At 63.7% G+C, this 26,159-nt stretch carries 24 protein-coding genes and 1 tRNA gene; 7 read left to right on the top strand and 18 right to left on the bottom strand.

All coding sequences use genetic code 11. The annotated features are described in order from the left end of the window. Positions 1-112 precede the first annotated feature (112 nt). Positions 113-298, bottom strand: a complete 186-nt coding sequence (locus ABCN56_RS00500) for a DUF3553 domain-containing protein (protein WP_343078817.1) — start codon at positions 296-298, stop codon at positions 113-115. A 16-nt stretch (positions 299-314) separates the two neighbouring features. On the opposite strand from ABCN56_RS00500, the gene ABCN56_RS00495 reads away from it, so the two are divergent. Beyond that, entirely contained in the window at positions 315-926 is a 612-nt protein-coding gene (locus ABCN56_RS00495; RefSeq protein WP_343078816.1) for a histidine phosphotransferase family protein, read from the top strand. Between the two features lies 1 nt (position 927). Here the strand turns inward: ABCN56_RS00495 and ABCN56_RS00490 are convergent, their stop codons facing one another. The 8 genes from ABCN56_RS00490 to ABCN56_RS00455 all read right to left on the bottom strand — a co-directional run bounded on the left by ABCN56_RS00490 (position 928) and on the right by ABCN56_RS00455 (position 9,241). After that, positions 928-2,193, bottom strand: coding sequence for a glutamate-5-semialdehyde dehydrogenase (locus tag ABCN56_RS00490; protein ID WP_343078815.1), 1,266 nt, complete (start codon positions 2,191-2,193; stop codon positions 928-930). An 89-nt stretch (positions 2,194-2,282) separates the two neighbouring features. Further along, on the bottom strand, positions 2,283-3,383 hold the full coding sequence (proB, locus tag ABCN56_RS00485) for a glutamate 5-kinase (RefSeq protein WP_343078814.1): 1,101 nt from the start codon (positions 3,381-3,383) through the stop codon (positions 2,283-2,285). Continuing rightward, positions 3,371-4,399, bottom strand: coding sequence for a GTPase ObgE (gene obgE / locus ABCN56_RS00480; protein ID WP_343078813.1), 1,029 nt, complete (start codon positions 4,397-4,399; stop codon positions 3,371-3,373). The genes proB and obgE overlap by 13 nt, the downstream gene beginning before the upstream one ends. Before the next feature lie 107 nt (positions 4,400-4,506). Beyond that, positions 4,507-5,046, bottom strand: a complete 540-nt coding sequence (locus ABCN56_RS00475; RefSeq protein WP_343078812.1) for a GNAT family N-acetyltransferase — start codon at positions 5,044-5,046, stop codon at positions 4,507-4,509. A 272-nt stretch (positions 5,047-5,318) separates the two neighbouring features. After that, the gene (gene rpmA, locus ABCN56_RS00470; RefSeq protein ID WP_343078811.1) at positions 5,319-5,588 is read right to left on the bottom strand and encodes a 50S ribosomal protein L27; all 270 of its coding nucleotides are present in this window, start codon (positions 5,586-5,588) and stop codon (positions 5,319-5,321) included. Positions 5,589-5,594: 6 nt separating this feature from the next. Then, a complete protein-coding gene (gene rplU, locus ABCN56_RS00465) occupies positions 5,595-6,104 on the bottom strand; it encodes a 50S ribosomal protein L21 (protein ID WP_425466052.1) in 510 nt (169 codons plus the stop codon). 189 nt (positions 6,105-6,293) lie between these two features. Beyond that, positions 6,294-8,420, bottom strand: coding sequence for a tetratricopeptide repeat-containing sulfotransferase family protein (locus ABCN56_RS00460; RefSeq protein WP_343078810.1), 2,127 nt, complete (start codon positions 8,418-8,420; stop codon positions 6,294-6,296). Continuing rightward, positions 8,417-9,241, bottom strand: a complete 825-nt coding sequence (locus tag ABCN56_RS00455) for a DUF2059 domain-containing protein (RefSeq protein ID WP_343078809.1) — start codon at positions 9,239-9,241, stop codon at positions 8,417-8,419. The genes ABCN56_RS00460 and ABCN56_RS00455 overlap by 4 nt, the downstream gene beginning before the upstream one ends. 195 nt (positions 9,242-9,436) lie before the next feature. On the opposite strand from ABCN56_RS00455, the gene ABCN56_RS00450 reads away from it, so the two are divergent. Both ABCN56_RS00450 and ABCN56_RS00445 read left to right on the top strand, forming a co-directional pair. Then, positions 9,437-9,526: transfer RNA gene (locus ABCN56_RS00450), tRNA-Ser, on the top strand. 714 nt (positions 9,527-10,240) lie between these two features. Continuing rightward, entirely contained in the window at positions 10,241-12,283 is a 2,043-nt protein-coding gene (locus ABCN56_RS00445; RefSeq protein ID WP_343078808.1) for an ATP-dependent helicase, read from the top strand. 198 nt (positions 12,284-12,481) lie between these two features. Here the strand turns inward: ABCN56_RS00445 and ABCN56_RS00440 are convergent, their stop codons facing one another. From ABCN56_RS00440 to ABCN56_RS00410, 7 genes are all read right to left on the bottom strand, one after another. Next, positions 12,482-13,561: a tartrate dehydrogenase gene (locus tag ABCN56_RS00440; RefSeq protein ID WP_343078807.1), complete on the bottom strand. Its 1,080-nt coding sequence runs from the start codon at positions 13,559-13,561 to the stop codon at positions 12,482-12,484. A 32-nt stretch (positions 13,562-13,593) separates the two neighbouring features. Beyond that, complete coding sequence (locus tag ABCN56_RS00435; RefSeq protein WP_343078806.1) at positions 13,594-14,436, bottom strand: SDR family NAD(P)-dependent oxidoreductase; 843 nt, start codon at positions 14,434-14,436, stop codon at positions 13,594-13,596. A 27-nt stretch (positions 14,437-14,463) separates the two neighbouring features. Beyond that, positions 14,464-15,489 carry a LacI family DNA-binding transcriptional regulator gene (locus ABCN56_RS00430; RefSeq protein ID WP_343078805.1) on the bottom strand — a complete coding sequence of 342 codons (1,026 nt, stop codon included), beginning with the start codon at positions 15,487-15,489 and terminating at the stop codon, positions 14,464-14,466. Positions 15,490-15,577: 88 nt separating this feature from the next. Beyond that, positions 15,578-16,471, bottom strand: coding sequence for an NAD-dependent epimerase/dehydratase family protein (locus ABCN56_RS00425; protein ID WP_343078804.1), 894 nt, complete (start codon positions 16,469-16,471; stop codon positions 15,578-15,580). A gap of 43 nt (positions 16,472-16,514) precedes the next feature. Then, positions 16,515-18,017, bottom strand: coding sequence for a sugar ABC transporter ATP-binding protein (locus ABCN56_RS00420; protein ID WP_343078803.1), 1,503 nt, complete (start codon positions 18,015-18,017; stop codon positions 16,515-16,517). Positions 18,018-18,090: 73 nt separating this feature from the next. After that, a complete protein-coding gene (locus ABCN56_RS00415; protein WP_343078802.1) occupies positions 18,091-19,026 on the bottom strand; it encodes a sugar-binding protein in 936 nt (311 codons plus the stop codon). Between the two features lie 93 nt (positions 19,027-19,119). After that, positions 19,120-20,154, bottom strand: coding sequence for an ABC transporter permease (locus tag ABCN56_RS00410; protein ID WP_343078801.1), 1,035 nt, complete (start codon positions 20,152-20,154; stop codon positions 19,120-19,122). 368 nt (positions 20,155-20,522) lie between these two features. Between ABCN56_RS00410 and ABCN56_RS00405 the strand changes: the two genes are divergently transcribed. Together ABCN56_RS00405 and ABCN56_RS00400 are read left to right on the top strand one after the other, a co-directional pair. Further along, the gene (locus ABCN56_RS00405; RefSeq protein ID WP_343078800.1) at positions 20,523-21,206 is read left to right on the top strand and encodes an aspartate/glutamate racemase family protein; all 684 of its coding nucleotides are present in this window, start codon (positions 20,523-20,525) and stop codon (positions 21,204-21,206) included. Positions 21,207-21,218: 12 nt separating this feature from the next. Then, positions 21,219-22,286: an aldo/keto reductase gene (locus ABCN56_RS00400; protein WP_343078799.1), complete on the top strand. Its 1,068-nt coding sequence runs from the start codon at positions 21,219-21,221 to the stop codon at positions 22,284-22,286. 40 nt (positions 22,287-22,326) lie between these two features. On the opposite strand, the gene otnI is transcribed toward ABCN56_RS00400, so the two are convergent. Together otnI and ltnD are read right to left on the bottom strand one after the other, a co-directional pair. Then, positions 22,327-23,097, bottom strand: a complete 771-nt coding sequence (otnI, locus tag ABCN56_RS00395; RefSeq protein ID WP_343078798.1) for a 2-oxo-tetronate isomerase — start codon at positions 23,095-23,097, stop codon at positions 22,327-22,329. Between the two features lie 2 nt (positions 23,098-23,099). After that, the gene (ltnD, locus tag ABCN56_RS00390) at positions 23,100-24,014 is read right to left on the bottom strand and encodes an L-threonate dehydrogenase (RefSeq protein ID WP_343078797.1); all 915 of its coding nucleotides are present in this window, start codon (positions 24,012-24,014) and stop codon (positions 23,100-23,102) included. A 211-nt stretch (positions 24,015-24,225) separates the two neighbouring features. On the opposite strand from ltnD, the gene otnK reads away from it, so the two are divergent. Together otnK and otnC are read left to right on the top strand one after the other, a co-directional pair. Beyond that, the gene (gene otnK / locus ABCN56_RS00385) at positions 24,226-25,509 is read left to right on the top strand and encodes a 3-oxo-tetronate kinase (RefSeq protein ID WP_343078796.1); all 1,284 of its coding nucleotides are present in this window, start codon (positions 24,226-24,228) and stop codon (positions 25,507-25,509) included. Continuing rightward, a complete protein-coding gene (gene otnC, locus ABCN56_RS00380; protein ID WP_343078795.1) occupies positions 25,502-26,143 on the top strand; it encodes a 3-oxo-tetronate 4-phosphate decarboxylase in 642 nt (213 codons plus the stop codon). The genes otnK and otnC overlap by 8 nt, the downstream gene beginning before the upstream one ends. Positions 26,144-26,159 lie beyond the last annotated feature (16 nt).

The raw sequence follows: 26,159 nt of genomic DNA, 5'->3' as shown, positions 1-26,159 counted from the left end.
GCTCAGGTTACGGGGTTCTAGGCATGACCCCGTGCTTTTGCAACACCAAGCCGGCCGGCAAGACCCCGCGGGGCGGCTTGTGATACTCTTTCTGGTTGTGTTAGCGTCTACCTCAATCACCCTTACGCGAGTCCAGCACCAGTTGCAGTTCTACCCGTGCCCCTTCGATCACGACCTTTCCCGCGTGTTCGAAATTCACCGTTATCTTCCCGCCGATATTGGACTGCACCTGTCCGAGCCCCCAGTCGGGCTGCCCGGGATGACGCACCAGCATGCCCGGCTCAAGTAGAGAATTCATTTCGCCCCCGGAGGTTATGACCCTTATGCAGACCGATGCGCCAAGACCCAGACCCGACATCGTGGCACTTCTCGGCTCGCGCATCTGCCACGACCTTATCAGCCCATTGGGAGCGATCGGCAATGGAGTGGAACTTCTGGCGATGTCGGGCACTGGACCAGAAATCGCCCTGATATCGGAGAGCGTATCCAACGCGAGCGCAAGGATACGCTTTTTCCGCATCGCGTTCGGCGCGGCCGAATCCAGCCAGCGCATCGGCCGGCCCGAAGTGACCTCCATCCTGGCCGATCTCACCCGCGGCAGCAGGCTTTCCATCGAGTGGCAGGCCCAGGGCGACCAGGCGCGGCCGGACGTCAAGCTCGCCCTTCTCGCGCTTCAGTGTCTTGAGTCAGCGATGCCATGGGGCGGCCGAATCACGGTCACCGAAACATCCCGCAACTGGCAGGTCAGAGGAACGGCCGAACGGCTGCGCGTCGAGGAGCCCCTCTGGCAATCGCTCACGGATCGCTCGGCCGCGCCCGAGGTCGGACCCGCGCAGGTTCACTTCGCGATTCTTCCGGAGGAGGCAGCGGCACAGGGCCGACGCCTGGCTGTGGAGACCGGCGCCGCACTCTGCATCGCCTTCTGACTCAGGGGCGGATCGTCCCGTCCCCTTCGACGAGGTACTTGAAGCTCGTCAGTTCCCGCGCGCCCACGGGGCCACGCGCATGGAGCTTGCCGGTGGCGATCCCGATCTCGGCGCCCATGCCGAATTCGCCGCCATCGGCGAACTGGGTCGAGGCGTTGCGCATCAGGATCGCGGAATCGACCCGCTGGAAGAACCGCCTCGCCGTCGCGTCGTTCTCAGTCAGGATCGACTCGGTGTGATTCGAGCCGAATTCCCGGATATGCGCGATCGCGCCGTCCACGCCGTCGACAAGCTTCGCCGCGATGATCATGTCGAGGAATTCGCGCCCGAAGTCATCGGGCTGAGCCTTCACGGTGCCGGGGATTTCAGCAAGCTCGCCATCCGCGCGCACCTCGACGCCCGCCTTCAGAAGATCCTCGACCAGCACCGCGCCGTGGCGCGCGAAAAACGCCCTGTCGATCAGCAGGCACTCCGCCGCGCCGCAGATGCCAGTGCGCCGGGTCTTTGCGTTCAGGACCACGCGCCGGGCCTTTTCGAGGTCAGCGTCGGCGTCTGCATAGACGTGGCAGATGCCCTCGAGATGCGCGAAGACCGGAACGCGCGCTTCCGCCTGCACCAGGCTCACGAGGCCCTTGCCGCCGCGCGGAACGATCACATCGATATACTCGACCATGCGCAGCATCTCGGCCACCGCCGCCCGGTCCCGCGTTGGAACGAGCTGGATCGCGGCCTCCGGTATCGCGGCCTGCTTCAGCCCCTTCACGAGGCAGGCATGAATGGCAAGAGAGGAGTGGTGGCTCTCGGACCCGCCACGCAGGATCACCGCGTTCCCGGACTTGAGGCAGAGAGCCCCCGCGTCCGCCGTGACGTTCGGCCGGCTTTCATAGATGACGCCGATGACGCCGAGGGGCGTGCGGACGCGGCGGATATGAAGGCCCGACGGCACATCCCATTCCGCGATCACCTCGCCGACCGGGTCAGCCTGTTCCGCCACGGCGCGCAGCCCGTCAACGATGCCGCGAATGCGGCCTTCGTCCAGCCGGAGGCGGTCCATCATCGCTGGGGAAAGTCCCTTGGCCTCGCCGTAGGCCAGATCCTCGGCATTGGCGTCGATGATCGCCCCACGTTCGGCCCATACCGCCTCCGCGGCGCCAATCAGCGCGGCGTGCTTGCGCTCAGCGGTCGCGAAGGCAAGCTCGGCAGCGGCCGCGCGGGCTTTCGCCCCGATCTCGGCCATAAGCGCCGGAATATCCTCGATGTCCTTCATCGCAGCCTCCCGGGAACGGACCCTGCCGTTCCTTCACCCTTGCTCAACCATGCCGGGACCCCGGGCATAGCCCCGAAGTCCCGCCGGCCTCAAAGCACCATGTCGTCGCGGTGGATGAGCGCCGCGCGCCCCGGATAGCCCAGAATCCCCGCGATGTCACCCGACCGCCGCCCGGCGATCGCGCGCGCTTCCTCCGACGTGTAGCGCACGAGCCCCTTGCCCAGAATGCCTCCCTCGGGCCCCTGGATCGCCACCGGGTCGCCGCGCTCGAAGCGTCCTTTCACCGTGGTGACACCGGCCGGAAGCAGCGACTTGCCTTCCGAAAGCGCCTGCGCGGCGCCCGCGTCGACCACGATTTCGCCCCTCGGCTTCATCGCGGCTATCCAGCGCTTCCGCGCCGCCTGCGGGTCGCCATGCGCGGCGAACCAGGTCGAGGGGGCACCTTCCGACAGGGCCCTGAGGGGACGCAGGACGCTTCCCTCGGTGATCGCCATCGCGCAGCCGCCAGCGGTCGCGGTCTTCCCGGCCATCAGCTTTGTCTTCATGCCGCCCTTGGATACGCCCGACACGGCGTCCCCCGCCATCGCCTCGATCTCGGACGTGATCCGGTCGACGAAGTCGAACCGGCGGGCGGTGGGGTCTTCTTTCGGGTTGGCCGTATAGAGCCCGTCCACGTCCGACAGCAGGACGAGCACGTCTGCCCCGATCGTCACGGCGACCTGCGCCGCGAGCCGGTCATTGTCGCCGAAGCGGATTTCGTCCGTCGCCACGGTGTCGTTCTCGTTCACGATCGGAACTACACCGAGAGAAAGCAGCGTCTCCATCGTCGCGCGGCTGTTCAGATAGCGCCGGCGGTCCTCGGTGTCCTCGAGCGTCACGAGAACCTGGCCGGCCTTGATCCCGTGCGGCGCCAGCGCCTCTTCGTAGGCCCGTGCCAGACGGATCTGGCCCACGGATGCCGCCGCCTGGCTTTGTTCGAGCGCAAGCGCACCCGCCGGGAGCCCGAGGACCCGCCGGCCGAGCGCGATCGAACCGGAGGAGACAAGGATCACGTCGGACCCGCGCGCCTTTGCCTCGGCCACATCCTCGGCGAGACCGCGCAGCCAGTCAGTGCGGAGACCTTCCGGACCGACCAGGAGCGCCGATCCGATCTTTACGACCAGACGCCTTGCCTCGGCTACGGACGCCACGGCTGTTCCTCCGCCGCATCCTGTTTCCGCTCGGCTGCGATCTGGGCCCAGAGCGCGCGAAGCACGTCCTTCAGACCCGCTCCCGAAACGCCGGAAATCAGGTAGACCGACCCATCCGACGCCTTCTCGAGCGACCGCTTGCGGTTCGCGAGCGTCTTGGAATCAAGCGCGTCGACCTTGTTCAGCGCGACGATCCGGGGCTTCGCCGCGAGGACCGGGGAATAGGCCTCGAGTTCGGTCTCGATCGTGCGGTAGTCCTTGGCGATGGTCGAAGACGTACCGTCGACGAGGTGCAGCAGCACCGCGCAGCGCTCGACATGGCCGAGGAACTGGTCGCCAAGCCCCCTGCCCTCGCTCGCGCCTTCGATCAGGCCCGGAATGTCCGCCATCACGAACTCGCGCCCGTCGATACCGACGACACCAAGGTTCGGCACGAGCGTCGTGAAGGGATAGTCGGCAATCTTCGGGCGCGCGTTCGAGACGGCCGCGAGGAACGTCGACTTGCCAGCATTCGGCAGCCCCACAAGGCCCGCATCCGCGATCAGCTTCAGCCGCAGCCAGATCGTCCGCTCGACGCCTTCCTGCCCCGGGTTGGCGCGGCTCGGCGCACGGTTCGTGGAACTCTTGAAGTGCAGGTTCCCGAAGCCGCCATTGCCGCCCCTGGCCAGGAGAACACGCTGGCCCACCTCCGTCAGGTCCGCGATCAGCGTTTCGCCATCTTCCTCGAGGATTTCGGTGCCGACCGGGACCTTCAGAACGATGTCCTCGCCGTTCTTGCCGGTACGCTGGCTTCCCATGCCGGGCTGGCCGTTCTTGGCGAAGAAATGCTGCTGATAGCGGAAGTCGATGAGCGTGTTCAGCCCCTCGACCGCCTCGACCCAGACCGAGCCGCCATTGCCGCCATCGCCGCCGTCAGGGCCGCCGAACTCGATGAATTTTTCGCGCCGGAAGCTCACGCAGCCGGCGCCGCCGCCTCCGGAGCGGATGTAGACCTTGGCGAGGTCGAGGAATTTCATGGCTCAAGCCTTCCGGTTTCTCAGGCTCAGGCGATAGAGGACAATCGACGCGGGCTCAAGCCTCGCGAGACGGAGGCAAGGGCTCCGCGCTGCCGCCCCGCAACGCATCACCCCATGCGACGCAGATAGGTCCACGTCGGCACCCGCGCGCCGCGGGCGACCGAGTAGCATTCCGCGTCACCCAGGAACTCGAAGCCGGCATTGGTCAGCACCCGCGCCGAGACCGGATCGTCCTGGAAGACCTCTGCGAAGAGCGTCCGCGCCTTGTGCGGGTTCGCGGCCACGAGCGCCTGGACAGCCTCCGAGGCGAAGCCCGTGTTCCAGAAAGCCGGCGCAACCCAGTAGCCGACCTCGGACTGACCTAGATCCATGCGCGTCAGGCTGACGACGCCAAGAACCTCGGCAAGGCCCTGGGCAGACCCATCCAGCACCCAGACGTCCTCGTCACGGCCTTCGGACAGAGCGCGCACGATGAAGGCTTCCGTCGCTCCAGGCGGCAAAGGATGCGGGATCGCGCGCGTGCCTTCGGCAAGCCGCCGGTCGGAGGCGTAGAGCGTGATCAGCCCCGCATCGGACTTGCGCAGCGGGCGCAGGACGAACCGTTCCGCCTCGATGACTGGCAGCGTGGGAATGACTTCAGGTTTCACGTTCTTCCTCCTCCGAAGAACTGCAGCGGATTTGCCGCCGCCTGGACGACGGCCGGAAACACGACAGCACGAAATGGCTGCGGTCAGTTTCTTCGCCTTACAACCGAATTGGGACGCTTGTGTGACGAGTGCAAGCGGTGCTCACCGCCCCGTGACAGGGCCATCGCGTTGAGCAGCTGAATCAGAAAAGCCATTGTAAAGTTTCCAAAAAACAAGGAGGGGGACCGGCCCTTCGGCCGATCCCCCCTGAATTTGCCCGGGGTTAGCTCGGCTTACTCGGCCGCTTCCGCTACCGGAAGCACGGATACGAAAGTGCGACCCTTGAGACCCTTCTTGAAGGTCACCTGGCCTTCGGCCACGGCGTAGATCGTATGATCGCGGCCCATGCCGACGCCCTCGCCCGGCCACCACTGGGTGCCGCGCTGACGCACGATGATGTTGCCCGGAATGGCGGCCTGACCGCCGTAGAGTTTCACGCCGAGGCGACGGCCCGCGGAGTCGCGGCCGTTACGGGACGAACCGCCTGCTTTCTTGTGTGCCATGGGAGATTACTCCTTCGCTTCGGATTTCTTCGCGGCCCGCTTCGGCTTCGCGGCCGCTTCGGACTTGGACGCAGCAGCTTTCTTCGGAGCAGCGGCTTTCTTCGGCGCGGCCTCGGCCTTCGCTTCGGTCGAAGCGGAGCCATGCGCGGCGGCGCGGCTCACGGCGCAGCCGACAGCGGCCTTGACGCCCGACTTCTCCGCGCCCGAGGCGAGGATGTCGGTGACGCGCAGCAGCGTCAGCTGCTGACGGTGGCCACGGGTGCGCTGCGAGGAGTGCTTCCGGCGGCGCTTGTGATAGGTGATGACCTTGTCGGCCTTGATCGTGTCGATGACTTCGGCCTGAACCGCAGCACCCGCGACAAGCGGCGCGCCCACGGTCAGCTTGTCGCCGCCGAGCATCAGGATATCGTTGAACTGGACTTTCTCGCCAGCGTCGGCCGCAAGCTTCTCCACGCGGAACACGTCGCCCGCCTGGACCTTGTATTGCTTGCCGCCCGTCTTGAGGACCGCGAACATGGGTCTTTCCTTCTTCTTCACCGCGCCCTGTGGCCCCCGCATCCTGCGAGCGTTTCGGCCGAAGCCGCCTCGGACAGCGCGCCCCCTTATGGGGCGTCGTTTCGACAATAGAAGCCCCGGCCGATCCAATGGACCCGCCGGGATGCGGGCTTATCCTCAATCACGTGAGCAAAGTCAAGCTCGCCGCGATCAGTCTTCCAGGGGAATTCCGGCGTCCGTCAGAATCCTTGTGAACGGCTCCAGTTCACGCTCATAGCGCCGCCAACGCTCCGTGGAGCTAGAGTGAATCTTCTGGCGAACCTGCGCGAAGCTGTGTGTCCGCGTGGCGTGCTCCGACTTCTCGGGCGACAGGCAAGCTTCGTCCCAGGGCAAGCCGAGCTTTTCAAGAAGGTTCCGGATTTCCGGCTCGGGATTAGAAACGAGATCCTTGTAGGACACTTCGACGAGCATGTCGGGAACCGTTTCCCTCCAGTGCTGCATGAGCCGGTAGTACCCGACGTAGACCTTGCCGAGTTCCTCCAGATCCAGCGCGAAGGGATGCCCGGTGGGCCGCAGCCGCGCCTGGAAGATCGACAGCGCGATCGACCGGGGATCCCGAAGTATGTGGACGAAACGCGCACGGGGAAACGCTGCGGCCAAGGCACCGACGTTCCGGAAATTGTCGAGCATCTTGTCGGTAACCGAAAAACCGCCCTGGCTCGCCGCCCGGATCGCGCCGGACCCATCCCCGACGATGTTGCGTATTGCGTCAAGCGAAGGCTCGCGCGCCCGCCCAGCCACAACGGCCGCGGTCCTGTCCTCACCGAGCGCCCGGACCTGCGGATGACGCGCAAGGATCCGCTCGGTCAATGATGAGCCCGTCCGCGGCAGACCGATGATGAAAATCGGGTGCAGTCTCGCATCTCCCGCCGCCGACATCTTCCTGATGACGTCACGCGTCCAGTTCTCCGACGTCCTCTGGAGTTTCTGCAGGTCTTCGTCGACGCTGTAGCTCACCGTGCTCCGCAGCAGTCGATTTGCCTCCGCGATGGCCGCGAAACTGGCGGCATGTTCGCCGGCGTCCCCGAGCACCTTCCCGAGCGCGTAACCCGCGCTCGAGCGTTGCTGGACTGTCAGCGATTCGGAATCCAGTGCCGATTTCAGCTTCCCAAGTTCGGGAGCATCGACCGGCAGTTTCCGCAGCTGGGTAAGCAGCCAATAGCCGTCGACATGGTCGGGGTATCGTTCAAGATGCGCCTCCAACGCCTCCAGCGCTTCGTCCATTCGGCCGATGTATGCGAGTTGCTGGGGCAGCTCGATCGAAACATCTTCCGACGGCGACTCGATCGACCTCAGGTAGGCGATCGCCGCCTCTTCGCCTTCCACACCGGCGATGCAGCGCGCCATGGCAGCTTGGCCATCGAAATGCCGCCCCAATCGGCGCTCGACCTCCTTCAGCGCCTCCAGCGCTGACTGGAACTTCTGTGCCCGCTCCCGCGACAATGCGACCTGGAAAAGCGCCGCAATGTTATCTGGATCGAGCACGAGGGCGCGAGCGGCCCATTCCTCGGCGCTTTGCGCCGAGCCCTTGCGGAAAAGCACGTCGGACAAGGCCAGAACGATATCGACGGACTCGGGCGCGAGCCGGTGCGCCTCGATCAGGGCCGACTCGGATTCATCGAGCTTGGACTGGCGCAGCAGGGAGGCTCCGAGATTCTGCAGCGCCTCGGGATATGCGCCGAATTTGACCAGAGCCTTCCGGAACCAATTCTCCGCTTCGGCAGCGTTGCCTTCCTCCATGGAAAGAACTCCCCGAAGGTTCAGGACAAATGCCGAGCCTGCATGCTCATCAAGGAGCTTCTCGAGACCAGCGCGGGCCGCGACCAGCCGCTTGTTGCTGATGTCGTCCATGACGGCGCGCACTTCCGCCTCGGGCGCGCCACCGAGGCCAGGCCCGGTCGGTCGCTGCGGCGCTTCGTCCGCGAGGGCTGCCAGCGCCTTCTTGTCCGCCGCACTCAGCGGCGCCTTCTGGGCCATGCTGCGCGCGCGACCCTTTTGCCCCGCCCGGACAAGCTCCCGGATGAGCGTCGTCCATATCTTCGGGTTCGGCCCCGATAGTTCGGCAGCCCGGCGCAGATGGGACAGCGCTGCGGTGCCGTCCCCCTGACCGGAACAGATCTGCCAGAGCATCAGGTGAATATCCGGCACCTTCGGCGCCGCCTTCGCGAGGTTTTCCAGAAGCTGACGCGCCTCCGCCGGTCGCCCTTGGGAACGCAGCCCCGCCGCCCGGCCAAGCGCCGCCCTGAGGTCCGCGACCCGCCCTGCCGGCGCCCTCACAGTTCTTGCCCCGACATCTGGCGCGCCGCGGCCTTTCCAAGCCTGAAAGACACATCACTGAACATGGCGTCGAATGCTCCAAACAACGCGCGGTTCAGAACCACGCCCGCCTCGGTCCTCGAGAACTCCGTGTAAGCCTTCAGGTCCTCATCTGCGAGAGGCTGATAAGCCAGAAAGAGATACGACAAAAGCCAGTCCTCGGTGTCTTCCCTGATTGCGCCTTCCTGTCCCCATACATCGGCCAGGATCTCCTCCTCGCTGAGCCCGTATGGCAGCGCGCCGCCCTCGACGAGACCGCGATAGAAGGCGAGATTCGCGTTCAGACCGCCGGCGACGTTTGCCTCGATGAGATCGCCGGCATCGATGAAATCCTTGACGAGATCGATCCGCGGATCGTCCGCGGCAAGCGCCTCTTCCAGCGCCAACCGCGCCGCGTCGTCGACCTCCTGGTTCAGCATCGCGCGCCGCGCGCTGACCTCGAGCGTGGTGACCCGCCGTCCGAGGTCGGAGGTGAAGAAATCTATCATGGGCCCAAGATCGGCACCCTCGAGTTCCTTCGTGAACTGGGTCTCGAACATCTCGCCGAGCCGGCCCGTCTCGTAGATCGCCTCCACGTCGCCCTGCCATTCGGCATTGCCTGCATCTCCGAACATCTCGGCAGCGAGTTCTTCGCCGTAGCCCAGACCCTCCTCGTGCATCACGTCGAGTATCGCTGGCATCTCGAGGGCTTGGACAAGGGCCGCGACGTCATCCTGCGCACGCGCCGCGGGAACGGCCATCGCGCAGACGAAAAGGAGTGCGGCGGGAATGATACGCGTCATGATTACCCTTTCAGCCGAGGATCGGGCAGGACAATACCTGCGCGGGCCGCAATCCTCCTACCGCGACGACGCGATTTTTCCAAGGCGGCGGCAGCCACGAGGGCGTGAACCATCAAAGATACGCCGACCTGCAAAAACCGGTTGCGGAGCGGCCACGACCAAGCTAAATCCCGCGCCCACGACGACCACCGATGCGGAGAGGTGCCGGAGCGGTCGAACGGGGCGGTCTCGAAAACCGTTGTGGGTGTGAGCCCACCCAGGGTTCGAATCCCTGTCTCTCCGCCACCAACCCCCTGAAATTCAAATCGAATTTGCCCTTTTTGGGGCGGGACACGCGTTTGCCCGTCTTCGATATCCAATGCGAAAAGGTGTCATACTGTGACCCTTTTGGGTCGTCCGGCCATGCCTGCTATGCTCCTTTTGCGGTCTGGCCATGAACCCTTTTGCCCTCTCCCGCATGCTTTCATGCAAATGAAAAAAGGACCCCGCGATCGCAGGGTCCCCGAGAAATTCCCAATGCTGTGAGGTTCAGCGGAACCCGTTGTCACCATCCGCGTTCACCCGGGCGGCTTCCTCCTGGGTCAGGCACCTCGGACAGTAGCGTTCCGTCGTCAGAACCGAACCGTGGCCGATATAGTGGTGGACCTTTCAGATCGACCATGACCGAAGCCCGGCGCCGGTCGGATGCCCTGCGCCTTCCGCTCGATGTCCAGATCGAGGTCGTCACCGAGGTCATGGCCGCCAAGACGGACGGGCCTCCGGGCGCCTGGAAGTATTTCACCCCGGCGACGCAGCGGCGCGCGGCCGACATCGCCCAATCGAGTTCGGACCAACCGCAACGTCAGGAACCGTCCTGCGTGGAGACCAGAAGCACTCAAATCCATCTGTCCAGGGCAGCGCACTCTCCCTTGCCCGATCTCACGCAATCCATGTTCCCTTTTCGTTCGCACCCCGTTATCTTCGCGCAAGGCCATACCAATCGGCAGTTCAGGCATCGCAATGATCGCAACCTATCTGGACAAGTTGAACGACAGCCAACGCGCCGCCGCAGTCTTCGGGGTCGAGCCGGGTCGGCTGCCGCCGCCTCTTCTCGTGATAGCCGGAGCCGGTTCGGGAAAGACCAGCACGTTGGCGCACCGCGTCGCGCATCTCATCGTCAATGGCGCCGATCCACGACGCATCCTTCTGATGACCTTCTCTCGTCGTGCGGCAAGCGAGCTGACCCGAAGGGTCGAGCGGATAACGACACAGGCCATGGGAACCGGGTTCGCCGCAGAGGCGCTGACCTGGGCCGGCACGTTTCACAGCATAGGCGCCAGGGTTCTTCGCGAACTCGCACTCGCGATCGGGCTCAATCCCGACTTCAGCATTCATGACCGGGAGGACAGCGCGGACCTGATGAACCTCATGCGGCATGAGCTGGGTCTGTCGAAGGCCGAAAGCCGGTTTCCTGCCAAGGGGACATGTCTTGCGATCTACTCCCGCGTAGTGAACGCGGAAGAGCCTTTGCCGGAGGTTCTGAGCCGCCATTTCCCGTGGTGTGCGCAATGGGAGGCGGAGTTGAAGAAGCTTTTCGCGGCCTACGTAGGCGCCAAGCACGCGCAGAACGTTCTCGACTACGACGACCTCCTGCTGGCCTGGGCGCAGGTAATGCAGGACCCGGGTTTCGCCGCGCATCTCGGCGGGAACTGGGATCACGTACTGATCGATGAATACCAGGACACGAACCGGTTGCAGGCGCGCATTCTTCTCGCTCTGAAGCCCGATGGTCATGGCCTGACCGTGGTCGGCGACGACGCCCAGTCGATCTATGCCTTCCGCGCCGCAACCGTGCGCAACATCCTCGGCTTTCCCGCCGCATTCGCACCGCCAGCCGACGTCATCACGCTCGACAGGAACTACCGTTCGACGAAGCCAATCCTCGATGCCGCCAACGCCGTCATCGGACAGGCGCGGGAAAGATTCACGAAGGACCTCTGGACGGAACGGCTCTCGACCGACAAGCCGCGGCTGGTCACGTTGTCGAACGAGGCAGACCAGGCCCGCTACATCGTCGATCAGGTGCTGGCCAACCGCGAGACGGGAGTGCCGCTCATGCAGCAGGCGGTGCTGTTCCGCACTTCCAGCCATTCCGGCCAGGTTGAGGTCGAGCTCACGCGACGGAATGTTCCCTTCGTGAAATTCGGCGGCCTGAAGTTTCTGGACTCGGCCCACGTCAAGGATCTGCTCGCCGTGCTGCGCTTCATGCAGAACCCTCGCGACCGCGTTGCCGGCTTCAGGGTGTTGCAGTTGATCCCGGGCATCGGGCCCGCTGCAGCGGGCCGTGTCCTTGACGCAATCGAGGCGGCCCCCGATCCGTTGGCGGCGTTGACGGCCCTTCCCGCTCCACCCCGTGCCACCGCAGACTGGCCGGAGTTTGTGGCCACGCTCGGCGCCGGGGCCGGCTGGCCCGACGCCATCGCCCGCGCACGTGCGTGGTATGAGCCGCATCTTGAACGCATCCATGAGGATGCGGAGTTTCGGCGTGGCGACCTGCTACAACTGGAACAGATAGCGGCAGGCTATCCCTCGCGTGAGCGATTTCTGACCGAACTCACGCTGGATCCGCCGGATGCCACGAGCGGCCAGGCGGGCGTTCCGTTGAAGGACGAGGACTACCTGATCCTCTCCACTATCCATTCCGCAAAGGGACAGGAGTGGAAATCCGTCTTCATCCTGAACGCGGTCGATGGCTGCATTCCCTCTGATCTCGGCACCGGGACAAGCGAGGAAATCGAGGAAGAGCGGCGCCTTCTCTATGTCGCGATGACACGGGCCAAAGACAGCCTGACCCTTGGCATCCCCCTGCGTTTCTACGTGACCCAGCAGGCCCGCAACGGTGACCGACATGTCTACGCCACCCGCACGCGGTTCATCCCGACGGAGATTCTGGACCACTTCGAGCCGGTCCATTGGCTACCGGCGGCGGATGGCCGAACGGCCTTCAGGCCACCTCCTGCACCGATCGACGTAGCTGCGCGAATGCGCCGTATGTGGGAATGAGGCACCCCGGCGCAAACGCGTGTGTGTGTTGAGGCAGACGTACACCGTCACCGCCAAGCGGATGATGCAGCGCCTGGTATTTCAGTGGCGGAAGGGGCTCGGCGTGAGGATCCGAGGATGCTCAAGCACCGCGACCAAGGTGAAGATCGGCCATCTCGGCACACCGGACCCCGCGGAAGCTCTCGATGAACGCCGTTGTCAGGCTTCCACTTCCGCCAAGGCGGCGATAAACGCATCGGTCACCTGCTTCGTGCTCGCATTCCCGCCCAGATCGGGCGTATGGAGCGTCGGATCGGCCGTGACGTACTCCATCGCCCGGATCATTCGGGCTGCGGCAGCCTTTTCTCCCAGATGCTCGAGCATCATCGCTGCGGTCCAGAAGGTGGCGATCGGATTGGCGATGCCCTTGCCGGCGATGTCGAAGGCCGAGCCGTGAATTGGCTCGAACATGGACGGGGCCGCGCCGGTTGGGTTCAGGTTTGCCGTGGGCGCGATACCGATTGACCCGGCGAGCGCGGCGGCGAGGTCCGACAGGATGTCGGCGTGCAGGTTCGTCGCCACGATCGTATCGAGCGAAGCAGGATTCAGCGTCATCCGCACGGTCATCGCATCGACCAGCATCTTGTCCCAGGACACATCCGGGAATTCCCGGGCCACCTCGGCCGCGATCTCGTCCCACAGCACGAGTCCGAAGCGCTGGGCGTTGGATTTCGTCACCACGGTCAGTTTCTTGCGCGGGCGCGAGCGAGCCATTTCAAAAGCAAAGCGCATGATGCGGGTAACGCCGGCACGCGTGAAGATCGCGACTTCGGTCGCGGCCTCATGTGGTAGCCCACGATGGCTGCGGCCGCCCTGCCCGGCATATTCACCTTCGGTATTCTCGCGGACGATGACCCAATCCAGATCGCCGGGCCGCACGCCCGCCAGCGGGCTGCGGATACCCGGAAGGATGCGCGTGGGCCGGACGTTGGCATATTGGTCCAGCGGCTGGCAGATTGCGAGCCTGAGTCCCCACAGCGTCAGGTGATCGGGTATGTCGGGCGCGCCGACCGCGCCAAACAATATCGCGTCGAAAGCGCGCAAGGTGTCCGCTCCGTCGGCGGGCATCAGACTGCCGGTGCGTCTGAAGCGATCCGATCCCCAGTCGAAATGCGTCACGTCCAGCTGGAAGCCACCGTCCAAGGCAGTGAGCGCCTCCAGGACTTCAAGGCCGGCGGCGATTACCTCGACACCGATCCCGTCTCCCGGAATGGCGGCGATCCGATAGGATTTCGCCATCTTGTGATCCCCCGCAGCTGTCCGCGGCGTTTTCAGGACTCCAGCCATTCCTTGAACCGCTCGCCGAAGTCAGGGTGCCAGCGCGACAGCGGCGGGCGGTTCTCGGCTATGTCGCCGGCGGCCCAAATGATCCGCTTCTCGTCGGTGCGGCGGTCGACTTCGTTGTCGGGGCAGAGGATGTAGAAGTCGCCCTGTTCGATGGAGTCGAACAGGAACCGCACCACCTCGTCCGGAGTCCATGCGCCGGCCGGCTTTTCGGTCCGGCCGTGCGCGGTAAGCGGCGTGAACACGAAACCGGGAATGAAAAGCTTCGCCTCCACCGGGCAGCCAGAGATGTTGCGCAACTCGTGCTGCAGGGCCTCCGTGAACACCTTCACCCCGGCCTTGGAGACGTTGTAGGCAGGGTCGCCCGGCGGCGTCGTGATGCCCTGCTTGGAGCCGGTGTTGATGATGAGCCCGGGCTTCCCGCCTTCGATCATTCGGGGTGCGAAGATCTGCGACCCGCGGATGATGCCCAGCATGTTGACTTCGATGATGCGATCCCAGTTGCCCTCGGCGTCGAAGATCGAACTGCCCGGCTGCATGCCGGCATTGTTCATCACGACGTTCACCGCGCCCCATTCCGCATAGACCCGGTCGGCCAAAGCCTGAAGCTGCGCCTTGTCGCCAACATCGGTTGGCATGACCATCACGTTTCCGGCTTCCGCGCCCTGTTCCAGGAGCGCTGCCCGCGCCGATTGAAGACGCTGTTCGCCCAGGTCCGCGATGCAGACCTTCATGCCGAGGCCAGCCAGGTGCCTCGCAGAGGCAAGGCCGATGCCCGAAGCGCCTCCGGTCACAACAGCGACGCCTTCCTTTGCTAGTGCTGGATGCATGGAAACTCCCTTATCCCGAGACCCGGTTCAGGCGGTTGCGCCCGCGAAAAGTTCGAACCCGGTGTCGATGGTGGTTTTTGTTTGCGGCCGCTCTCTGTCCTCGAGGATCGCTTCGACCGACTTGAGCCCGATCATGAAACGGTTCGAGCGGAGAGTGGACAGCGGTTTCGGCAGTTCTCGGCCGATCTCGAGCCCGTTGAACCCGAAAATGGCCAGGTCTTCCGGCACGCGGACGCCCGCTTCGAGACAGTGGAAATAGCCGCCCACGGCCATGTCGTCGTTCGAGTAGACTGCGATGTCCACGTCCGTCATCGACCGCAGTTGCGCGGTCTGCTGCTTGCCGGCGCCAACCGAACTCGACCCATCTGCGATGGCGTGCGCGAGGATGGAAAGACCGGCTTCGGCCAGTGCCTCAGACAGCCCGTCATAGCGGTGTCGCGCCCGCCGGTCCGCAGTCCAGTCGTGACCGACATACCCGAAGCGTCTGTAACCGCGCTCGATCAGATAGCGGCCTGCCGCGTAGCCTGCCTTTCGGTGCGACATGCCGACCGCGACATCGATGGGGGCGCTGTCGATCTCCATCATCTCGACGACGCGGACACCACTCTGATCGAGCATGCGGCGAGTGGCGAGGGTGTGATCGAAACCCGTGATGAGGATTGCCGCAGGTTGCCAGGAGAGGATCCCGCGAACGAGCGTTTCTTCGCGCTCCATGTCATAATCGCTGACGCTGATCACTGCCTGGAACCGGGTTCTCTTCAGCCCCGCATTGATGCCCTGAAGCACCTCCGGAAATACGATGTTCGACAGGGAAGGCACGACGACGCCAAGGAGGTTCGTGTCGAGCGAGGCCAACGATCCCGCGATCCGGTTCGGCACGTAGCCGAGTGCGCGGACAGCTTCCATGACCTTGGCACGCGTGGCATCGGCCACGAGACCCTCGTTGCGCATGATGCGAGAAACGGTGGATTCGCTCACATCTGCGCTCTGCGCGACGTCGCGCAGGGTGATCTTGCTCTTCTTGTCCGGCAGGCGTTGCTTGGCCTTTGTCACTCAGCTCTCCCTGACCCGGCGCGCCGATGATACGACACTTCCGGTATCTTCGTGCCGAGGGCCCGCGGGCCCTCGGCTGTCTGCGCCCTCAGCGCTTCACGTACTTGCGCCAGTCATGCGCTTCCTTGAAGCCCAGGACTTCGCGGATCTTTCGGTTCGACAACGGCGCCTCTCGCGGCCCCAGTTCCCGGGTTACCGGCGTATTGGGGGCGTATTTGGCAAGAAATTCCATCGTCGGCATTTCGGCGGTGATCGTGTCGTTCACCGCGTTGAACACCTGATATCCCAACCCGTCCTTCTCGATGCACAGGTGCACGATCTCTCCCAAATCGCGGGCGTCGATATAGCTCCAGGCGTTGCGCTTGCGCGACATCGGGTTGTCGAGATAGCCGTTGAAGTTCACGTATTCATGCGGCTCGATCACGTTGCCGATCCGCAACGCGTAGATGTCCGCGCCATAACGCATGGCGAAGGCTCGGGCGGTCTTCTCGTTCACCACTTTCGACAGGCCGTAGCTGTCCATCGGATCGCTGTCGTAATCCTCTTCGAGCGGGAAGGAGTGATAATCCTTGTCGCCTTCCGCGAAGCAGACGCCGTATGTCGTCTCGGAACTTGCCACGATGACTTTTCGCACGCCCAGCTTCATTGCCGCTTCGATCACGTTGTAGGTGCTTACCGTGTTGACGGCAAACGTGGTGTTGTCCGGGTTGATCATGACCCGCGGCACGGCGGCGAAGTGGACGACGGCATCCGGCGCCTTCGGTGGCGCGCCGTCATCATAGCCTTCGAAGCCGAAATGGGTGCTCAGGGCGTTGAAAACCTGGCCGCTGTCCGTCACGTCCGTGATGAGCGTGTTGATCTTCGGATGATCGAAGGGCTTCAGGTCCACGTTCAGGATCGAATAGCCCTTGTCGAGCAGGTATGGCAGCATGTGCCGCCCGGCCTTGCCAGTTCCGCCGGTGAAGATGATGCGTTTTGCCATGGTCATTCTCCGTTCAATCTGTGTTGCGTAATTTCGCGCCGTCTCAACCGGTGGCGGCCAGCATCACGCTTTCCTGCGTCGCATCATCGCGCCCCAAGATGCCGCTTATGCTGCCCTCCTTCAAGACGACCACCCGGTCGCTGATCGCGAGGATCTCTGGCAGGTCCGAGGAGACGACGATGATTGACATGCCGTCTTCGGCGAGGCGGTTCAGGAGCGTGTGCACCTCTGCCTTGGCGCCGATGTCGATGCCGCGCGTCGGCTCATCCACGATCAGGATGCGCGGCCGTCGTGCCACCCATTTTGCGATCACGACTTTCTGCTGATTGCCGCCGGACAGGTTCAGCGTCTTCTGCTCCGGCGTGGGTGTCTTGATGCCAAGTGCGCGGATGAAGTTCACGCAGGCATCCGTTTCCCGTTTGCGGTTTACCACATCCAGGCGGCAGTAGTCCGACAGGTGGGTGAGGCTGAAATTCTCACGCACGGACATTCCCAGAACCAGCCCCTGCTCCTTGCGGTCTTCCGTGACGAAGCCGATGCCAAGTTCGATGGCATCGGAGGGGGAATCGATCCTGGCGGTCGCGCCGTCGATCCTGATTTCGCCAACATGCGGCCGGCTTCCGAAGATCATCTCCATCACCTCGGTCCGACCGGCGCCGACAAGGCCGAAGAACCCGAGGACCTCGCCTCGGTGCAAGTCGAAGGACACATCCGAGACACGCGCTCCCTGGGCGGTCGGTCGCTTCAGTCCAAGTCCGCGCACCGACAGAAGGACCTCGTCGGTAGCGTGGGATCGGTGAACGCCGAAAAGCTGCGACAAGTCGCGGTCTACCATCTTGCGCACCAGAAGTTCGCGAGACATTTCGCCGATGGGGCGGCTGTCTACCGTCTCGCCATCGCGCAGCACGGTCACGCGGTCGGCGATCTCGAAGATTTCGTCCATGCGGTGAGAGATATAGACGACGCCAATATTCTGCGCCGCGAGTTTCCGGACCATGCGCGTCAGCGTTGTGGCCTCGTGGTGGCTCAGCGATGCCGTGGGTTCATCCATGATGATTAGCTTTGAGCGATAGGAGATCGCGCGGGCAATCTCGACCATCTGTTTCTGCCCAATGCTGAGGTTGCCGACCTGCGTTTCCGGATCGATCGCGATCTCCAGCTCGGCCAGCACGGCGCGCGCATCGGCATTCATCTTGCGCCGGTCGATGAGCCCGGTGGGTCCGAGGGGCTCCCGGGCCAGGTAGATGTTCTCGGCGACGGTCATGTTGTTGACCACCGCAAGCTCCTGATAAATGATGCTGATCCCCAGATGGCGCGCATGAACAGGGTCCCTGATGACGGTGTCGTGGCCGTCGACCCTGATGATGCCTCCGGGATCGGCTCGATAAACGCCGGTCATGATCTTCATGAGCGTGCTCTTGCCGGCGCCGTTCTCGCCAGCGAGGACGTGTACTTCGCCAAGGCGCAGTTCCAGATCGACCCGGTTCAGGGCCTTCACGCCGGGAAAGGTCTTCGAGATGCCATGCATTTCGAGAAAGGGAGTCATCGCTGCCTCTTGTCCCTGAGCGAAAACACAATGGGGCGGAGCCTTGCGCGGCTCCGCCCCACCTGCATCGAGATTACTTGGTGTAGCTGTCGAGGTTGCCCGCATCGACGACCGTCACGCCGGTATCGATGTCCTTGACCTCGGTCGCTTCGCCCTTGATCTGGGCGACGAGGTTCTCGACGGCCAGACGGCCCATCGTGACCGGGCGCTGAACCATGATGCCGTTGATGAAGCCGTCCTTCACGCCCTGCACGGTGTCCGGCAGGTCATCGAAAGCGAACACCTTCAATACGCCCTTGCGGTCGGAGAATTCCTTCTGGGCAAGAACCTTGGCGACAGCCGGGCCGCCCACTTGGCTCATGCCGAAGATACCGGCAAGGTCGGGATTGCCGCGCAGCAGCGCCTCGGTCACCGAAACGGCCTTGGCGAGGTCATCCTCGGTGCCCTCGGTGGCGACGATCTCGATGTCCGGGTATGCGGCGAGAGCCTTCTTCACGCCGTCGATCCGCTCGTTCAGGTTCGAGGCTCCGAGCTGGCCGGTCACGATGGCGACCTTGCCCTTTCCGCCAAGCGCTTCGGCCATCGAGTTGCCCATGGTTACGCCGGCTTCGGTGTTGATCGTGCCGATGTACATGCTGCGACCGCTATTGGCGCTGTCGCTGTCGAACGTCACGACCTTGATGCCCGCGTCCATCGCCTGCTTGATCACGCCTTCGACCGACTTCGGCTCGTTCACCGAGATCGCGATGCCGTCGACGTGCCGGGCGATGAGGTCCTCCATGATCTTCACCTGGGTGGAGCCCTGGGTGTTCTGCGGCACGACCCACTGGTACTTCACGCCGAGACGATCGGCCGCCTCCTGCGCGCCGGTATTGCAGTCATCGAAGAAGGGCACGGCGACCTTGGGCACGACAGCGACCGTGATGTCGTCCTGGGCCCAGGCCGAGGTTCCGCCAAGCAACGCGATTGTCATCGCAGCGGCGCGTGCAGTCTTGAAAAACGTTTTCATGAGTTTCTCCTCCACTTCCCGGGAAGGTGGGCCGGGCCCCGTGTTTTTGCGTATTCTTGATCGTTCGGTTGGTTCAGAATTTCGCTCCGTTCTTCAGCTGTTTCCTCCCGTCAGTTTGCTGCGCAACACGTCGAGACTGACGGCAATGAGGATCACGCCACCGGTAATGGCTTGCTGCGCATAGGTGTTGATGTTGAGGAGCACGACGCCGTTGGCGATCACACCGACCAGCGCGGCGCCAATGACGGCGCCCGTAACGCTGCCGACACCGCCTGCCAGGCTTGCACCACCAATTGCGGCTGCCGCGATGACGTCCAGTTCGGATCCGAAGCCGGATGCAGGTTCCGCCGAAAGGTATCTTGAGAAACCGATGATCCCGGCCAGTGCGGCAATGGTGGAGGACAGCACGTAGACGGAGAGCTTGATCCGGTCCACCTTCACGCCGCTCAGGCGCGCGGCCTGCTCGTTGCCTCCGGTAGCGTAGATATGCCTGCCGAACCGAGTGCGACGCATGATCATCGCGAACACGAACATCAGCAGAAGCATGATGACCACGGGTACAGGAACGGGTCCGACATAGCCCTGGCCCAGAGTCGAGAACACTTCCGGCGTGTCCGGGGTGACCGGGACGCCGTGCGTGATCATGTACATCAGGCCGCGACCGATACTGAGCGTGCCTAGGGTGGCGATGAAGGGCGGCAGGCCGATCACTGTGATCAGGAGGCCGTTCGCGAGGCCAAAGCAGATGCCCACACCGATCCCCGCCGCAATGCTGACACCGGTCGGGTAGGCCGCATCGAAGCAGAGAGCAGTCACCAGCGAGGCGAGGCCCATGGCGGAGCCGACCGAAAGGTCAATGCCGCCCGTGATGATGACCATCACCATTCCGATGCTCATGATCGCCGTCAGGGAGAAAGCGCGGAACACGCCCATCAGGTTGTTGGTCGTGAAGAAGTACGGCGTGAAGAAGCTTATCAACGCGCCAACGATCAGCATCGCGACCAGCACGTTCACCTCGCGCACGTGGCGCAGTTGCGCGATCTCGTGCCAAAGGCCCGACGGCCGCTGTTCGGAAGTTGCGGATTTCTGGCCGGACATGGACATGCAGGTTGTTCTCCCGATCTTCATGCGGACCGCACGGTCCTCCTCGACGCCCTTCAACGGGCAACGTTGCCGTTGCCCCTTGGTACGTCCGCATGCCTGAGGCTCGGACAGAGGGCGTCAAAAATGGCAACGCTGTCATTTCTTCCGTTAAGAGGTGCTTCCGTACAATGCGATTTTGGCATGGATCGATACGAAACAGACATGGACGCACCGAGAATCGCGGTTCTCGGCCCGTTTTCCCCTGCAAATCACGAACTCGCCGCTTGTCGGTCCGGCGGCACGACCACAAGATGACAGCGCTGTTATAAAGTGCTGGGCGTCGTTAATGGCCGATGCCGCCACGCATCGGCACCGCACGCGAGAAAAACAAGAGAATCACAGGAGTGAAGTCGATGGCGCAACCCCCGACGACCGTGCCGCGCAGCCTTGCGATGATTCATACCGTCTCGGGCCTAATCGCGCCCTTTGGCGACCTCGCCCGGCAGCACTTGCCCGATTGGACCAGCTTCAACATGCTGGACGAAAGCCTTCTTCGCACGACAATTCGCGAAGGCAGTCTGTCCACCCTGACCATGCGGCGGCTGACAGGCCTCGTCTGGTCGGCGGTTGATGCCGGCGCAGACGCCGTCGTTGTCACGTGTTCGTCGCTTGGCGCGGCCGTCGAGGCGGCACAGCCGCTTTGCCCGGTTCCTCTCTTCCGCATCGACGAAGGCATGGCCGCCGAGGCCGTACGTTGCGGATCACGGATCGGGGTCCTGGCGACGCTGTCCACGACGCTCGAGCCGACGGCCGAGTTGATCGGCAGAAAGGCTCGTCTCGGCGGACGCGAATGCGTGTTGGAAAGCGGGGTGGCCGAAGGCGCCTTCGCGCGGCTGGCCGAAGGTGACACGGAAGGTCACGACCGGATCGTGGCGCAGGCGATGACCGAACTGGCGCCGCGGGTAGATGTGATCGTGCTCGCCCAAGCGTCGATGGCGCGTGCGCTTACGATGGCGAAGGACGAGATCGGCACGGTTCCAGTCCTGACAAGCCCCGAACTCGGCATGCGCAGCATTGCCGACAATCTCGCAGGCTGACCACCTGAAAACATGGAGAAAATGATGGAATACAGAACTTTGGGCCGATCCGGCCTCAAGGTGTCCGCGATCACGATGGGGACATTCACATTCGGCGGCAAGGGGCCGTTCGCGATGGTCGGCCAGCAGGGCGTGGACGAGGCGCGACGGCTTGTCGATCTGTGCATTGACCACGGCGTCAACCTGTTCGACACGGCCAACATGTATTCCAACGGATTGGCCGAAGAAATCCTTGGCGAGGTGCTGGAGGGGCGACGCGAAAGCGTGCTGGTCACATCGAAGGCGCGCATGCGCATTGGAGACGGCCCGAATGACGAGGGTGTGTCGCGCTTCCATCTGATCCGTGAATGCGAGCGCAGTCTGAAGCGCCTGCGGACAGACCACATCGACATCTACTACATGCACGAATGGGACGGCACGACGCCGGTCGAAGAGAAGATGGCGGCGCTCGATACGCTCGTGCAGCAGGGCAAGGTGCGCTATGTCGGCTGCTCCAACTACTCGGGCTGGCACGTGATGAAATCGCTGATGGTGGCCGAGCGCGACCGCCGTCCGCGCTTTGTGACACAGCAGATCCATTACACGCTGGAAGCGCGCGAGGCCGAATACGAACTCCTGCCGATTTCGGTCGACCAGGGCCTCGGCGTGCTTGTCTGGAGCCCTCTCGCCGCCGGCCTGCTGTCGGGCAAGCACCGCCGCGGGCAACCCACGCCTGAGGGTTCGCGTCAGTTTGCGGGCTGGACCGAGCCTCCGATCCGCGACCCGGAGAAGCTGTGGAACATCGTGGACGTTCTCGTCGAGATCGCCGAGGCGCGCGGTGTGTCGGCCGCGCAGATCGCTCTGGCCTGGCTGCTTGCGCGGCCGGGTGTCAGCTCGCTTGTCGTGGGCGGCCGAAACGAGGCGCAGTTCCGTGACAATTTCAAAGCGGTGGACCTGAAACTCACCGTCGAGGAGTCCGCCAGGCTGAACGAGGTCAGCCAGGTGCCCCTGATCTATCCGTACTGGCATCAGGACAACTTCGCGAAGGACCGCTTCTCGGAAGCTGACTGGGCCCTGCATCGCGATTATCAGCAGGCTTAGGTCTGTGCGGCGCCCGGGCGACCGGGCGCACGCCACCCAACTAGCGGAAGGCCGACAACCAGCCGAGCCCCGCCACGGTGTCGCCAGCGGGGCGATACTCGCAGCCGACAAAGCCATCGTAGCCAAGCGCATCCAGTTCCCGCAGGATGCGCAAGTCGTCCAGTTCTCCCGTGCCGGGTTCGTTGCGCAGGGGGACGGCGGCGATCTGAACGTGCCCGATAAGCGGCATCAGATCGCGCAGTCCCATCAACACATCCCCGTGCAGGATCTGACGATGGTAGATGTCGAACTGAAGCTTGAGGTTTGGCAGCCCCAACTCAGCGATCAGGTCTGCCGCGTAATTGAAATCGTTCAGGAAATACCCCGGCATGTCGCGTGAATTGATCGGCTCGATCATGATGTCGATGTCCTCGGGGCCCGCCGCGTCGCACAGGAATTCGAGCGCGCCCCGATAGGCCGAAACGGCGGCCGGATCGCTTCGATCGGCCAGACCGCTCATCATGTGAAGCCGACGCACTCCGGTCTTGCGGGCATACTCCAGTGCCGTCGCCACGGAGGCACGAAACTCTTCGCGTCTGTCTGGTAGCGCTGCCACTCCGCGGTCCCCCGCGTCCCAATTCCCTGGCGGCAGATTGAACAGCGCTTGTGTCAGGCCATTGGCGCGCAGGGCTGCGGCGATCGCATCGCCGTCAAATGCATAGGGGAAGAGATACTCCACTGCATCGAACCCGGCAGCCGCGGCTGCGCCAAAACGGTCCATGAAGTCATGTTCATTGAACATCATCGACAGGTTTGCGGCGAATCTCGGCATCGTCAGTGCTCCATCCCCGGCAGCTCCAGCCCAGCGATGCGCGCTATCATGCGCGCAACCGAGGCATCGTCATCCCGTCCCATTCCCGAAGCCGCAGTCATGACGAACATCTGCAGCGCCGTGGCGGCGATCGGGGTCGGAAAATCCAGACCCCGTCCGATGTCCGCGACGATCCCCAGGTCCTTGGTGAAGATGTTGACGGCGCTTCTCGGCGTATAGTCACCTTCAAGGATGTGGGGCACCCGGTTCTCGAACATCCATGAATTGCCCGCCGAGGCGGAAATGACCTCGTAAACCTTTGATATGTCGAGGTCCATCGCCTTCGCGAAAGTGATCGCCTCGCATGCTGCGGCGATGTGGACGCCAGCAAGAAGCTGGTTGACGACCTTGAATGCAGCCCCGATGCCCGGCTCGGCACCCAGTTCGTAGACCTTGGCAGCAATGGCGTCGAGAACCGGCCGCAACCCGACGAACAATTCCGGCGCGCCCGAGGCCATGATGGTCAGTTCCCCCGAAGCCGCACGCGCGGCCCCACCGCTTATCGGCGCGTCGAGATAGCCAAATCCCATCTCTCCGCACCGCGCGCCAAGTTCCCGCGCAGCGTCGGGCGCCATCGTCGCGCAAGAGATCACGGTACCACCAGGCGCCATGCTCTGCACTGCTCCTTCGGGTCCGAACAGGGCCGCCTCGGTCTGCGCGGCGTTTACAACGACGCAAATCACGACATCGGCGCCGCGCGCTGCGGTCGCAGGATCCGTGGCCGTCTGGCCGCCGAGTTCGGAAAATCGCTCCATGGCCACCGGATTAGGGTCAAAGCCTGCCACAGAAAAACCTTTGCCGAGCAGAGAACCCGCCATTCCAAGGCCCATCGACCCCAGTCCGAGGACGCAGATGCGCGATTCAGGTGTGACGTTCATCATTTGACCTCTGTTTCAATGGCCATTCGCGGTCCGGCTCCGCGCCGAGGGCTTGATTTTGTCTTGGCCGCGTAGCAATGATAGCGTTGTCATTCATCGTTAGCGTAGGACCGATGCGGAAGGCAAGTGCGGAGAATCCGGTCGTCGCGCGAGAGAAGATCGGAATGCGGGCACCTTCGGCGCCCTACACGAACGCAGCAGGGGAGATGCCGTGCGGATTGGTGCAGTTGCAGACGACATCACCGGAGCCACCGACCTGTGTCTCATGCTCACACGCGAAGGGCTTCGAACAGTGCAAGTCATGGGACTGCCCGAGTCGGGTCAACGCCTGCCCGAAGCCGATGCGGTGGTCATTGCACTGAAATCTCGCTCGATTGCGGCGGAGCAGGCGGTTGACCTGTCTCGGGCAGCGGCAAGGGCGCTTCTCGATCAGGGGGCCGAACAGATCCTGTTCAAGTACTGTTCGACCTTCGATTCGACCGATGAAGGCAACATCGGACCCGTGACCGCCGCCTTGATGGAATTGACCGGAACGCGCCTCACGATCGCCTGTCCGTCGTTTCCGGCGGCCGGACGCACGACTTACAAGGGCCATCTCTTCGTCGGCGACGCGCTGCTGTCCGACAGCCCGCTGAAGGATCATCCGTTGAATCCGATGCGCGATTCGAACCTCGTCCGCGTCCTGCAACGTCAAACGTCGATGAAGGTCGGGCTCGCGCAGATCGGAACCATCTGGCAAGGCTCGGACGCCTTGCGCAAGGAATTCGCGGTCCGGGAAGCCGCAGGCGACAACATCCTTATCGTCGATACGCTTACGGATGCCGACCTGCAAACGATCGGTGCTGCTTGCGAGGGGATGCCGCTTGTCACGGGTGGTTCCGGGATCGCGCTGGGGCTTGCGGCCAACTTCGTCAGGGCCGGCAAGGTCTCTCCGCGTCCCATCCCTGCGCGGATGCCTGCGCCGAAGGGGCGCGCTGCGATCCTCGCCGGCTCATGTTCCGCGGCGACTCTGGGTCAGATCGCGGCGGCCCGCGCGGCAGGTTTGCCGCTGTTCGGGCTTGATGCCGTGGCACTTGCCGAAGGCCGGCAAACCGCCGCGGAAGCAGCGGAGTGGGCGGTGGCCCAATCTCCGGACAGCAGACCCCTGATCTATTCGAGCGCGACACCAGAAAAACTGCTTGAGGTCCAGCAGCGACTGGGCCGGCACGGGGCCGGAACGATGATCGAGCAGGCCTTGGGCGAGGTTGCGCAACGGCTAAAAGAGGCCGGTTTCGCCCGCTTCATCGTGGCCGGCGGGGAAACATCCGGTTCGGTGGTGGCGGCTCTCGGGGTCACCATGCTGGAAATCGGTCCCGAGATCGCGCCCGGTGTGCCCTGGACGCGCAGCGTGGGATCGCCGGATCTGGCGCTCGCACTCAAGTCGGGAAACTTCGGTGCGCCTGACTTCTTCGTTCGCGCCTGGGACCTGCTTGAGCCGGAGGCCACCCTTGTCTGAAGAAAACCGGGTCCGTGACGAGATCTGCCGCGTCGGCGCCTCGCTGTTCGATCGAGGCCTGACGGCTGGATCCAGTGGCAACATTTCCGTCCGGCTGGAGGACGGCGGTTGGCTGATGACACCGACGAACGTCTCCATGGGCGCTCTTGATCCCGCACGGCTGTCGCGGTTCGACGCGACGGGGCAGCTTGTTTCGGGCGACGCGCCGACGAAGGAGGCTTTCCTGCATTTCTCCATGTATGCGGAACGCGCCGATGCTTCAGCGGTCGTGCATCTGCACTCTACTCACGCGACGGCCGTCAGCATACTGCGCGACGTGGATCCCGAGGATGTCCTGCCGGCACTTACGGCCTATTACGTGATGCGTGTAGGTCGGCTGCCACTGGTGCCATATTTTGCACCTGGCGACCCGGAACTCGCCCATGCGGTCAAAGCCCTGGCCAGCCGTCATCACGCGGTTCTGCTGGCAAATCACGGCCCCGTCGTGGCCGGTTCGTCGCTTGCGAATGCACAATACGCGACCGAAGAGCTGGAAGAGACCGCGCGGCTTTTCCTCATGCTGCAGAACCATGCGCTTCGCACACTGACGCCCGATCAGGTGGCGGATCTGCGCCGGCGCTTCAACCTGTCCTGAGTATTCCAACGGAGAA

This window comes from Ostreiculturibacter nitratireducens, from assembly GCF_032670585.1.
Taxonomy (GTDB): domain Bacteria; phylum Pseudomonadota; class Alphaproteobacteria; order Rhodobacterales; family Rhodobacteraceae; genus Ostreiculturibacter; species Ostreiculturibacter nitratireducens.
The sequence above is the reverse complement of the archived record's forward strand: the minus strand, read 5'-3'. Positions and strand labels throughout refer to the sequence as shown.